Below are 12167 nucleotides of genomic sequence, written 5' to 3' on the forward strand. Positions count from 1 at the left end.
GCGCCGGCGTGGGGCGCGTCACCACCGATTTTGTCAACCAGGCGCGGTCGGCCCTGATGGATGGAGTGCCCGCATGAGAATGATCGAAGCAAACCTGTTTCCGGTGATTCCGCATCTGCACGTGGACCCCCGCAATCGGAAGGATGTGTCGATGTCCGACCATGTGCACAGCGGTCCTTCTGCGAAAATCTCGACCGCAAGCGCCACCATGGAGTCGCGGCTGATTTTCGGTGTCTGCTACGTCTTGTTTCTGTTGCGGGCGGTTGCCATCCGGCTGATGCCGTGGCGCGCGCACGGATACTCCCAGACATTCGCAGGCCGCTGCTCGATCTTCAGGGAGGCAAGCAACGCGGCGAGCGTGATGGTCGGCTCGTCGTTCATCGGTTTCTAGTTCAGGATTTCGTCCGGCGGTGCCGGACGGAAAGCTGCCGTTTCCAACGAGACGGCATTTCGCTGCCGCCCACGCTCGGGCGGCGAACGGCCGCAAGGCCATCACCAGGAGGAATACCAAATGAAGGACGGTTCCCTCTCGGGGCTCACGGAAGCTGAGGCCAAGGAATTCCACACGATATTCATGACGAGCTTCTTTCTCTTCGTGGCTGTCGCGGTGGTTGCTCACATTCTTGCTTGGATGTGGCGTCCCTGGCTGCCGGGCCCCGGCGGTTACAAAGCAGCGATGGATGGCATCCAGCACCTCGCCAGCGTTTCCCTGTCGTACCTGACCTGACGGGAGACAAACATGTGGCGAATTTGGCTGCTCTTCGACCCGCGGCGTGTGTTGATCATGCTCTTCGCGTTCCTGTTCGGACTGGCGATCGTGATCCACTTCATTCTGCTCTCGACCGACCGGTTCAACTGGTTGGACGGTCCCCGCAAGGGGCCGACGAAGACGGGAGAGATCTCGTTGCCGTACACACCACCAAGCATGCCGTCTTGATGGCATGACCAACAGCGTACCGGAACGAACGGAGTCGGACAGAGCGGCCGGCCTCGTTCGCTTCCGGTAGCTAACCGGCGGAAGCCGGCAATAACGGGCGGCGTTTTGCGATTCGCATGCGGAGGAATGATCGATGGCGATGCTTAGCTTTGAAAGGAAATATCGCGTTCGCGGCGGAACGCTGATCGGAGGCGACCTGTTCGATTTCTGGGTCGGTCCGTTCTATGTCGGGTTCTTCGGCATGACGACGGTGTTCTTTTCGCTGGTCGGCATCGCGATGATCCTGTGGGGCGCCGCGCTCGGACCGACCTGGAATCTCTGGCAGATCAGCATCAATCCGCCTGATGCGAAATATGGGCTGTCGTTTGCGCCGCTGCAGGAAGGCGGCATCTGGCAGATCGTCACCATCTGTGCGCTCGGCGCGTTCGTGTCCTGGGCGCTGCGCGAGGTCGAAATCTGCCGCAAGCTCGGCATCGGCTATCACGTGCCGTTCGCGTTCGGCTTTGCGATCTTTGCATATTTCACCCTGGTCGTGATCCGGCCGGTCTTGATGGGCTCATGGAGCTACGGCTTTCCGTACGGCATCATGTCTCATCTCGATTGGGTGTCGAACACCGGCTACACCTACGGCAACTTCCACTACAATCCCGCCCATATGATCGCCATCACGTTCTTCTTCACGACGTGCCTGGCGCTGGCGCTGCATGGCGGCCTCATTCTGTCGGCGAGCAATCCCGAGAAGGGCGAGCCGGTCAAGTCACCCGAACACGAAAACACGATGTTCCGCGATCTGATCGGCTACTCCGTCGGCACGCTCGGAATTCACCGCCTCGGGATGTTCGTGGCGCTCTCGGCCGTGTTCTTCAGTGCCGTCTGCATCGTGATCTCGGGACCCCTTTGGTCCGAGGGCAACGCCTGGTCCGAATGGTGGAACTGGTGGCGCAATCTTCCGATCTGGTCCTCCAACTAAATCCGGTCATCAGAAAGAACAATCGCCATGGCCCAGTATCAAAACTTCTTTACGCAGGTGCAGGTTCGCAGCACCGTCTATCCGGGTATTCCCCTGCAGCCAGGAACGTGGGTTCGCACCGGGGAAGGCAAGTTCAGCTATTGGCTGGGAAAGATCGGCGACGCCCAGGTCGGCCCGATCTATCTCGGTTTCACCGGCCTTGCCTCGATCATCTGCGGCATTGTCGCAATCGAGATCATCGGCCTGAACATGCTGGCTTCTGTGAACTGGAGCCCGATCGAGTTCGTACGGCAACTGCCGTGGCTCTCGCTCGAGCCGCCGAAGCCGGAATACGGCATCAGCTTTCCGCCGCTGAAGGAAGGCGGATGGTGGCTGATGGCCGGCTTCTTCCTGACCACCTCGATCCTTTTGTGGTGGACCAGGACCTACCGCCGCGCCCGCGCGCTTGGCATGGGCACCCACGTATCCTGGGCGTTTGCCTCGGCGATCTGGCTTTATCTGGTGCTGGGCTTCATCCGTCCGTTGCTGATGGGACATTTCAGTGAGGCGGTCCCGTTCGGAATCTTCCCGCATCTCGACTGGACCAATAACTTCTCCATCACCCATGGCAACTTGTTCTACAATCCGTTTCACATGCTCTCGATTGCGTTCCTGTATGGATCTGCGCTGCTGTTTGCGATGCACGGCGCCACCATCCTCGCGGTCAGCCGTTATGGCGGCGAACGCGAGCTCGAGCAGATCGTCGATCGCGGTACGGCGCTGGAGCGGGCCGCCTTGTTCTGGCGCTGGACCATGGGCTTCAACGCCACGGCGGAGTCGATCCACCGTTGGGCGTGGTGGTTCGCCGTGCTCTGCCCCTTGGCCGGTGGCATCGGGATTCTACTTTCGGGAACCGTCGTCGACAACTGGTTCGACTGGGGCGTCAAGCACGGATTGGCGTTGCCGAGATAATTCGATCGATCGGTCCCCCGAACTCCAAAATTTGCGCGTCGGCAATCGCGGAAATGCCTTTCCGGCGCGAGCAAGCCGCTCTCGTGTTGCGGTTCAGACTGCCTGATCCAGCAAGGGACGATATGGCGGCGAGTAGATGAGGTCGAACCCCTTGCGACGAGCGTCCACGAACAACAAGAGGCCGGGCTGGAACAGCGCTGGGGTGGAGGCTCACTGGTTGGTGGAGGATATTTGCCCTGGTGCAAGTGTTCAAATCTCCAAAGGACTCGCTGGGCGATCTCGCTGCGCAGTCGGTCGCGAACCTGATTGCCGCTGCCACCGACCTCGCGGTCGTGGTCGACGGTCAGGGATCGATTTGCGATGTCGCCTTCAACAAGGACGAGTTGTCGCTCGAACTGGACGCTCAGGGACGCTGGATGGGTTCAAAGCTCGCCGACATCGTCACACCGGATACGCGTGCCAAGGTCAACGAGCTGCTGCAGGACGCGGCGTTGCGAAAGTCATCGAACTGGCGGCAGGTCAACCATCCGTCGCCCCGTGGCGACGATATCCCGGTGCTCTATTCCGCGATCAATATCGGCCGCGACGACCGCTTCCTGGTGGTCGGTCGCGATCTGCGCCCGCTCGCGGCCATGCAGCAGCAGCTGATCAACGCCCAGCAGTCGATGGAACGGGACTACATCCGGCTGCGTCATGCCGAAACCCGTTACCGGCTGCTATTCAAGGTATCTTCGGAAGCAGTCATGATCGTTGATGCCGGCAACAACAGCGTCCTCGACGCCAACCCGGCAGCGCTGGCGCTGTTCGACCAGAGCGCGCCGCGGCTGCTCAAGTCCGGCTTTGCCAACCATTTCGATGCCACCAGCACGCAGACGATCGGGGCATTGCTGGCGGACGTTCGCGCCACCGGCCGCGACAATAGTGCGGGCGTTCGACTGGCAACAACTCGGCGCCAATGCAGCCTCGCGGTATCGCTGTTCAGGCAAGAGAACGCGTCGCTGTTCCTGGCCCGCTTGGTCCCCGGCGCATCCGAATCGGGGAGCGCCACCTTGAAGGCGACCGCGACGCTGCTGAGCTACTTCGAGGCCGCTCCGGATGGGCTCGTCATCACGGAATCGGACGGCCGCATTATCAGAGCGAATCCCGCATTCCTTGACATGGCGCAGCTCAGCAGTCCCGAGCAGGCGCGCGGAGAGTTGCTGGATCGCTGGCTCGGCCGGGCAGGCGTCGATTTCAGTGTGGCGCTGGCCAATGTTCGGCAGAGTGGGTCGATCAAGTTGTTTACGACCATGGTGCGGGGCGAGTATGGGGCGACCGCCGGGGTCGAGGTGTCCGCGGTCTTGCTGAGCGATGGCGACGACAAGCCTGGCATCGGCTTTGCGATCCGGAACGTTGAAAAGCGGCTATCGGCCGCTTCTGCTTCGACACGCGAGCTGCCACGTTCGATCGCGCAACTCACCGAACTGATCGGCCGGGTACCGCTGCGCGATCTGGTGCGGGAGACCACCGATGTGATCGAGAAGCTCTCCATCGAGGCCGCGCTGGAGTTGACCGGCGACAACAGGGCCTCCGCGGCCGAAATGCTCGGCCTCAGCCGCCAGAGCCTTTATGTCAAGCTTCGCCGCTTCGGGATCGACGACCATGCAAGTGATGACCAGGCCGAAGATGAATAGCACCGTGGCCCATCGCTCTTCGCCGCTGGTCGTGCTGGAGTTGCTGAAGCCGATCACCTGGTTTCCGCCGATGTGGGCGCTGGGCTGCGGCATCGTTTCGTCCGGCATATCCACCGGACAGCGCTGGCCGGTGGTTGCCGCCGGCGTGCTGCTCGCGGGTCCTATGGTGTGCGGCACCAGCCAGGCCGTGAACGACTGGTATGACCGCCATGTCGACGCCATCAATGAACCCGACCGGCCGATTCCATCGGGACGCATCCCCGGACGTTGGGGCTTTTACATTGCCGTGATCTGGACGGCGCTGTCGCTGCTGCTGGCGACATCGCTCGGCAAGTGGGGCTTCGTCGCGGCCGTGATCGGGCTGGCTCTGGCCTGGGCCTACAGCGCGCCGCCGATCCGGCTGAAACAAAACGGCTGGTGGGGCAATGCGGCATGCGGGCTCTGTTATGAAGGTTTGCCCTGGTTCACGGGCGCTGCCGTCATGAGCGCGGCAATGCCGAACTGGCGCATTGTCGTCATTGCAGTGCTCTACAGTGTCGGCGCCCACGGCATCATGACTCTCAACGACTTCAAGTCGGTCGAGGGCGACAAGCGGATGGGGATTGCGTCGCTTCCGGTGCTGCTCGGTGTTGGAAACGCCGCGCGGTTTGCCTGCGTGGTGATGGCGTTGCCGCAAACGGCAGTGGTCGCGTTGCTGCTGGCATGGCACCGGCCGTTTTACGCGGCCGCGGTTGGCGCATTGCTGATCGCCCAATTCTTCCTGATGGCGCATTTCCTCGGGCAGCCGCGCGAACGCGCACCCTGGTACAACGGCACGGGGATCAGTTGCTACGTGCTCGGCATGCTCGTCAGCGCTTTCGCGCTGGCGGCGATCGGAACAGGATGACCATGAACAACCCTGCAATTTCCTGGTTCGGCATTGTGCGGCTCGGTCTGGTGCAAACCGGCCTCGGCGCGATTGTGGTGCTCACCACGTCGACGCTCAACCGGGTGATGGTGGTCGAGCTTGCGATGCCGGCGATCCTGCCGGGCGCGCTGGTCGCCATTCATTATGCCCTTCAGGCCTTCAGGCCGGCATGGGGTCACGGTTCCGATCTCGGAGCCCGACGAACGCCATGGATCGTCGGCGGCATGGCGGTACTTGCCGCCGGCGGTCTGCTCGCTGCGCTGGCCACGGCGTGGATGAGCGTGCGTCCGCTGTTCGGCATTGCGCTCGCAGTTGCCGCGTTCTGTCTGATCGGGGCCGGGGTCGGCGCCGCCGGCACATCGCTGCTCGTGCTGCTGGCCAAGCGCTGCGACGACAATCGGCGCGCGACGGCGGCCACCATCGTCTGGGTGATGATGATCGCCGGCTTCATCGTGACCACGGCGGTTGCCGGCCATATGCTCGATCCGTTCTCGCCGATGCGGTTGATTGCCGTGTCCGGATCGGTGTCCGCTGCGGCGATGGTTCTGACCATCGTCGGCGTGTGGGATATCGAGGGCCGCGACACAGCTGCGGCCGATGCGTCGCAAATAGCACCGCCGTCATCGGCTTTCCGCGCGGCATTCATGGAGGTCTGGGCCGAACCGAAGTCGCGGCGGTTTGCGATCTTCGTGTTTGTTTCCATGCTGGCTTACAGCGCCCAGGATCTGATCCTCGAGCCGTTCGCAGGCGTGGTATTCGGCTTCACGCCGGGCGGGACCACCAGCCTTTCGTCTGTCCAGCATGCGGGCACGCTGGTCGGAATGGCGGCTGTGCCGCTGATTGGCGCGATCTACCCGCACTCGCGCGGAAATATGCAAGCGTGGACCATCGGCGGATGCCTGTCCTCCGCGATCGCGTTATTGGCTCTGGCGGCCGCAGCGCTGGTCGGGCCGTTTTGGCCGTTGCGTGAGACGGTCTTCATGCTCGGCCTGACCAATGGCGCCTATGCGGTGGCTGCGATCGGCTCGATGATGGCGCTGGTCGGCGCCGGCGGCGAAAATCGCGAAGGCGTACGGATGGGGCTGTGGGGCGCCGCGCAGGGGTTTGCGTTCGGCATCGGCGGATTCCTGGGCACGCTGGCAATCGACGTCGCGCGATATCTGCTGTCGTCGCCGTCGCTGTCCTATTCGGTCGTGTTTGCGTCTGAAGCGGGTCTTTTCGTGGTCGCGGCCTGGATGGCAGTTTGGGTTCATCGGCTGCCGGCAGCACTTCGGCGGGACGGTCTTGGCGATTTGCGCGCCGCGATTGCAGGGGGATGAGTTATGGCTAATGCCGAATTGTTTGATGTGGTGGTGGTCGGCGGCGGGCCCGCAGGCGCCACCGCCGCGCACGATCTTGCGAGCCTCGGCCGAAGTGTTCTGCTGCTCGACCGCGCCGGGCGCGTCAAGCCTTGCGGCGGCGCGATTCCGCCGCGGCTGATCCGGGATTTCGACATTCCCGACCATCTGCTGGTGGCGCGCGTCAACTCGGCGCGGATGGTATCGCCATCGGATCGACAGGTGGACATGCCGATCGATGGCGGCTTCGTCGGCATGGTCGACCGCGATGTGTTCGACGAGTGGTTGCGACAGCGTGCCGCGCGGGCTGGCGCCGTGCGGCGCATTGGACTGTTCAGGCGATTCGAGCGTGATGTCACCGGGGTGACCGTCGTGCATTATGAGAAACGCACGGCCGAGGGCAGGATGAGCCAAAAGGTCGTTCGATGCCGCGCGGTGATCGGCGCAGATGGAGCGCTGTCGGCCGTGGCGCGGCAATGCATCCCTGGCGCCGACCGTCTGGCCTATGTGTTCGCCTATCATGAGATCGTTCGTTCGCCGCGACATGACTCCGATTTCGATGGCTCGCGCTGCGATGTCTACTACCGCGGTACGGTGTCCCCGGATTTTTATGGCTGGGTGTTTCCGCATGGCGAGACCGTCAGCGTCGGTACCGGCTCGGCCTGCAAGGGGTTTTCCCTGCGCAATTCGGTCGGCGGCTTGCGCGACGCGGCGGGGTTGGGCGCAATGGAAACCGTACGCCGCGAAGGCGCGCCGATTCCGCTGCGTCCACTGCCGCGATGGGACGACGGTCACAGCGTCCTGCTCGCCGGGGATGCCGCGGGCGTCGTCGCGCCGGCGTCGGGTGAGGGGATCTATTATGCCATGACCGGCGGACGGCTGTCGGCGGAAGCCGTCGACGAATTCCTGGAGACCGGTGACGCCATGGCGCTGCGCCTGGCGCGCAAGCGCTTCATGCGGATGCATGGCATGGTGTTCCGCATCCTCGGCATCATGCAATGGTATTGGTATTCAAATGACCGGCGCCGTGAGCGCTTCGTCAGCATCTGCCGCGACCGCGATGTCCAGAAGCTCACCTGGGATGCCTACATGAACAAGCAATTGGTGCGCGCCAGACCGATCGCGCATGTCAGGATCTTTCTCAAGAACCTCGCTTACATGGCCGGGCTGGCTTCGGCCTGATGGCCGTGCGTCGTGGCTTCTGGAACAGCGTTGGCGACCCTTTGGATCCTTGCGGTCGTTTTGACTGAATGCCCCGTTTGGCTGAAGCGCCGCGGTTCGTGTTGACCAGAAAGGGCGGGCACGCGACGCTTCGTCATGGCTGAGTTGTTTGCGAGCGGGCGGCTCGTCGATCTCATTCTGATCGTGATTGTCATCGAAGCTGCGGGCTTGCTGTCGCTTTGGCGTTATGCCCGCCGCGGCGTTGCGCCATGGGACCTCCTGCCGAATCTATGCGCCGGCGCATGTCTGTTGCTGGCGCTGCGGACCGCGCTCGCAGGCGCCGGCTGGCTCGTGGCCTGTGGTTGCCTTGCAGCATCGGGGCTGGCGCATTTGATTGACCTGTACCGGCGCTGGCGCAGATAGCGCCAGCGCTGCTGTTGAGGCCAAAATCGGGCTATTTTTTCTCGGAGAATTTATCGATATAGGCGATCACGTCCTTGCGCTGTTGCTCGTCGCTCAGGTGGAACGTCATCTTGGTCGAACCAACGGCGAGTTCCGGATGTCCCTTGTCGGTCAGGAATTTCTTCAGGAACGCATTGGGGTCGGGCAGATATTGGAAGATCAGGTCGTTCGTCCAGACCAACCCGTTCTCGCCCGCGGCCTTGTTGAGGGCCGAATAGGCGAAACCGGGAGCGGTGCCTGACTGCCGGCCGATGACGCCAGTCAGTACCGGGCCGATCAAGTTCTTGGCCCCCGGACCAATCCGGTGGCAGGTCATACATTGTTTGAAGACTTGCTCGCCCTTCGTCGCATCGCCTCCGGCGGCGTCTTGCGCGGATGCCACGCCATTGGGAAGAGCCACGGCGACGGTAATCAATTGAGCCAGGATGGTAACTCTGACGGACACATTGCTCTCCCTTTCGGTGTTGAATATGTAAAGATACATTTACATTTTGAAATATCAATTCTTGTTGTCGTTCTTGACGCGGATTTGAGCAGGATTAGCTATCCGGGGAACGATTGCGGACGATCCAGCCCCGGCAGAAGTCGTCACCGCAGTCCGGGGCCTCCCCCTGATTGTCAAGGAATTGTTACAACTAAAACCTTCAAAACAAAGGTGTTTCTTGACTTGGCGGGATGATTCTGCGCAATTCTATCGGCAGACGTCTCATTCCCACGCGGAGTGTCAGGCTGGATTGGCACACAGCGTGCATTGAGTTGGCTGTCGTCGTTCAGCGATTCTCCTTGCTCCGCCTCGTAGAAAGATCGGCAGATAAAGAATGGCCGCCCTACCAACCGTACAGCCCGACATAACGCTGCTTCTGGACATGGAAGGCGTCATCCGCGAGGCGACGTTGTCTCCAGCGATGAGCGGCGAAAGTGTCGACGGCTGGCTCGGCCGTCCGTGGGTCGAAATCGCCGGCGAGATGGGGGGCGACAAGGTCAAGCGCATGGTCGACGATGCACGCATCAGCGGCATTTCGGCCTTTCGGCAGATCAACCAGCGCTTTCCGAGCGGTCTGGAAATTCCGATCGAATTCACGACGGTCCTGCTTGGCGGCCGCGCCGGAATGCTGGCGATCGGAAAGAATCTGCAGGCCGTCGCCGAGTTGCAATCGCGTCTGATCGCCGCGCAACAGACCATGGAGCGGGACTACTGGAAGCTCCGCGAAATCGAGACGCGTTACCGGCTGGTATTCGACGCCTCGAACGAAGCCGTCATGATCGTGTCCGCAGCCAATCTGCGGATCATCGAAGCCAATCGCACGGCCATCGAGGCGCTCAATTCGCCTCGCCGCCGCAACGAGGATCTCGCCGGCCGCGAACTGCTTCATGACGTGGCGGCGGAAGATCGCGAGGCGGTGCGCGAGATGCTGGCGCGCATCCGCGAGCGTGGCAAGGCGTTGAGCATCCTGGTTCATCTCGGCGCCGAGGCGAAGCCGTGGATGCTGCGCGGATCGCTGATTACGGCCGAGCCGGGCCATGTGTTTCTGCTGCAGTTTACGCCTGCTTCCAGTCCGCCGGCGCCACAGGAAAACGGCGAACAATCAACCATCGAGGATCTGATCGATCATCTGCCTGATGGCTTTGTGGCGCTGGACGAAACCGGCGTCATCCGTCATGCCAACCAGGCGTTTCTCGATCTCGTTCAGATTGGCTCCAAGGGCTCCGCGACAGGCGAGTCGCTGGGACGCTGGCTCTGGCAGCCGGGTGCCGACCTGAACGCGCTGCTCGCCAATATCCAGTTGCACAAGACCGTGCGGTTGTTCACGACGACCATTCGCGGTGAACTTGGCACCGATACCGAGGTCGAGATTTCAGCCGGTACCGGCGAAGGTGGCGAACGGAACCATATCGGCGTGCTGCTTCGCAACGTATCCCGTCGCCTTCCGTCCCACGGGGAGGGCGACCTGTTGCGAACGGCCCTGGGGTCGATGAGCGAGCAGATCGGAAAATCCTCTCTTCGCAAGCTCGTCAAGAACACCGTGAGCATCGTCGAGCAGCACTACGTCAAGCAGGCGCTCGAGCTCGCGGGCGGCAACCGGACGGCGACCGCCGAACTCCTGGGATTGAGCCGGCAGAGCCTTTATGCCAAGCTCAACCTCTACGGTCTCGACGACAAGGGGCCGGATACCGAGGAAACCCCAGAGGATTGAGTTGGCGCAGCATTCCCTCGCGACGACAGCGTTCGGAAAAGCCGATCTTTCGAACTGTGAACGGGAGGAGATACATCTCGCCGGCTCCATTCAGCCGCACGGCGCGCTGTTGGTTATCAGCGAGCCCGATCACCGCGTCGTCCAGGCCAGCGCCAACGCAGCGAAATTTCTCAATCTGAAAGAGGTCATCGGGTTGCCGCTCGCTGAGCTCGACGGCGACCTGCTGTTTCGGATTCTCCCTCACCTCGATCCGACTTCGCAGGGCATGCCGATCGGCGTGCGGTGTCGCATCGGCAACCCGAGCGCGGAATTCGATGGTCTGCTGCACCGGCCGCCGGCCGGCGGGCTGATCATCGAACTCGAGCGCGCCGGGCCGTCGGTCGATCTCTCCCGGCAAATTGCAAGCGCGCTCGAGAACATTCGCACGGCATCCTCGCTCCGCGCATTGTGCGACGAGGCGGCGACGCTGTTTCAGAACCGCACCGGCTATGACCGGGTCATGGTGTATCGGTTCGACGACGAGGGACATGGAGAGGTGTTCTCCGAACGCCGCAAGCCCGGTCTCGAGGCCTATCTCGGCAACCGCTATCCCGCAACCGACATTCCGCAGATGGCGCGACGATTATATGAGCGCACGCGCGTCCGCGTGCTGGTTGATGTCGGTTATGAACCCGTCCCGCTGCAGCCGCGGCTCTCGCCGCTGACCGGGCGCGATCTCGACATGTCGCTTTGTTTCCTGCGCAGCATGTCGCCGATTCATCTGCAATATCTCAAGAATATGGGAGTTGGCGCCACGCTGGTGATCTCGCTCGTCGTCGGCGGCAGGCTGTGGGGCCTGGTGGCATGTCACCATTACGAGCCGCGCTTCATTCACTTCGAACTGCGCGCGGTGTGCGAACTGCTTGCCGAGGCGATCGCGACCCGCATAGCGGCGCTTGAAAGCTTCGCGCAGAGCCAGTCGGAGATATTCGTGCAACGGCTTGAGCAGCGCATGATCGAGGCGATATCGCGCGAAGGCGACTGGCGGGCGGCGATCTTCGACAGCTCGCAATCCATCCTTCAGCCGCTCGGTGCGAGCGGAAGCGCGCTCGTCTATGAGGACCAGATCATTTCGTCAGGCGAGGTGCCGGGGACGCAGGAGATTCGCGAGATCGCGAACTGGCTGGACAGCAATCGCAACACGTCGGTGTTTGCGACGGCATCCCTGGGTCTGGAGTTCCCTCAATTCGCCGGCATCATCAAGGTGGCGAGCGGCATCGCGGTCACGCCGATCTCGAACAACCCCGGAGAATACCTGATCTGGTTTCGTCCGGAGCGCGTGCGCACAGTGACCTGGGGCGGCGATCCGCTCAAGCCCTTCGTGATCGGCGACAATCCCTCCGATCTCTCGCCGCGCCGCTCGTTCGCTCAGTGGCACCAGCTGGTGGAAGGTACATCGGAGCCCTGGACTCCGGCCGACATCGCCGCGGCCCGCCTGATCGGTCAGTCGCTGGCGGATTTCGTGCTGCAGTTCCGGGCGGTGCGCACGCTGATCGCGCAGGATCAGCTGGAACAGTTCAGCCGCCATGTGCGCG

The 12167-nt window shown here is 62.3% G+C and carries 13 protein-coding genes; 12 read left to right on the top strand and 1 reads right to left on the bottom strand.

What is annotated here, in order from left to right:
- The first annotated feature begins 73 nt into the window (after positions 1-73).
- The 10 genes from WCB02_RS08830 to WCB02_RS08875 all read left to right on the top strand — a co-directional run bounded on the left by WCB02_RS08830 (position 74) and on the right by WCB02_RS08875 (position 8359).
- Positions 74-391 carry a hypothetical protein gene (locus WCB02_RS08830; RefSeq protein WP_423957571.1) on the top strand — a complete coding sequence of 106 codons (318 nt, stop codon included), beginning with the start codon at positions 74-76 and terminating at the stop codon, positions 389-391.
- 120 nt (positions 392-511) lie between these two features.
- Entirely contained in the window at positions 512-727 is a 216-nt protein-coding gene (gene pufB / locus WCB02_RS08835) for a light-harvesting antenna LH1, beta subunit (protein ID WP_423957572.1), read from the top strand.
- 12 nt (positions 728-739) lie between these two features.
- Positions 740-937: a light-harvesting antenna LH1, alpha subunit gene (gene pufA, locus WCB02_RS08840; RefSeq protein WP_423957573.1), complete on the top strand. Its 198-nt coding sequence runs from the start codon at positions 740-742 to the stop codon at positions 935-937.
- A gap of 133 nt (positions 938-1070) precedes the next feature.
- Positions 1071-1907 carry a photosynthetic reaction center subunit L gene (gene pufL, locus WCB02_RS08845; protein ID WP_423957575.1) on the top strand — a complete coding sequence of 279 codons (837 nt, stop codon included), beginning with the start codon at positions 1071-1073 and terminating at the stop codon, positions 1905-1907.
- Positions 1908-1934: 27 nt separating this feature from the next.
- Positions 1935-2858 carry a photosynthetic reaction center subunit M gene (pufM, locus tag WCB02_RS08850; protein ID WP_423957576.1) on the top strand — a complete coding sequence of 308 codons (924 nt, stop codon included), beginning with the start codon at positions 1935-1937 and terminating at the stop codon, positions 2856-2858.
- 239 nt (positions 2859-3097) lie between these two features.
- A complete protein-coding gene (ppsR, locus tag WCB02_RS08855) occupies positions 3098-4531 on the top strand; it encodes a transcriptional regulator PpsR (RefSeq protein WP_423957578.1) in 1434 nt (477 codons plus the stop codon).
- Positions 4509-5417, top strand: coding sequence for a chlorophyll synthase ChlG (chlG, locus tag WCB02_RS08860; RefSeq protein ID WP_423957587.1), 909 nt, complete (start codon positions 4509-4511; stop codon positions 5415-5417). The genes ppsR (WCB02_RS08855) and chlG overlap by 23 nt, the downstream gene beginning before the upstream one ends.
- Positions 5418-5419: 2 nt before the next feature.
- On the top strand, positions 5420-6757 hold the full coding sequence (locus tag WCB02_RS08865; RefSeq protein ID WP_423957579.1) for a BCD family MFS transporter: 1338 nt from the start codon (positions 5420-5422) through the stop codon (positions 6755-6757).
- Between the two features lie 3 nt (positions 6758-6760).
- A complete protein-coding gene (locus WCB02_RS08870; RefSeq protein WP_423957580.1) occupies positions 6761-7957 on the top strand; it encodes a geranylgeranyl diphosphate reductase in 1197 nt (398 codons plus the stop codon).
- Between the two features lie 135 nt (positions 7958-8092).
- Complete coding sequence (locus WCB02_RS08875; protein WP_423957581.1) at positions 8093-8359, top strand: hypothetical protein; 267 nt, start codon at positions 8093-8095, stop codon at positions 8357-8359.
- A 31-nt stretch (positions 8360-8390) separates the two neighbouring features.
- On the opposite strand, the gene WCB02_RS08880 is transcribed toward WCB02_RS08875, so the two are convergent.
- On the bottom strand, positions 8391-8882 hold the full coding sequence (locus WCB02_RS08880; protein WP_423957582.1) for a c-type cytochrome: 492 nt from the start codon (positions 8880-8882) through the stop codon (positions 8391-8393).
- Between the two features lie 334 nt (positions 8883-9216).
- Here WCB02_RS08880 and ppsR (WCB02_RS08885) point away from each other — a divergent pair, with 334 nt between their 5' ends.
- Positions 9217-10593, top strand: a complete 1377-nt coding sequence (ppsR, locus tag WCB02_RS08885; RefSeq protein ID WP_423957584.1) for a transcriptional regulator PpsR — start codon at positions 9217-9219, stop codon at positions 10591-10593.
- Between the two features lies 1 nt (position 10594).
- On the top strand, positions 10595-12167 hold a 1573-nt coding region (locus WCB02_RS08890), incomplete at its 3' end, for a GAF domain-containing protein (RefSeq protein WP_423957586.1).

Source organism: Bradyrhizobium sp. (assembly GCF_049581145.1).
Taxonomy (GTDB): Bacteria; Pseudomonadota; Alphaproteobacteria; order Rhizobiales; family Xanthobacteraceae; genus Bradyrhizobium.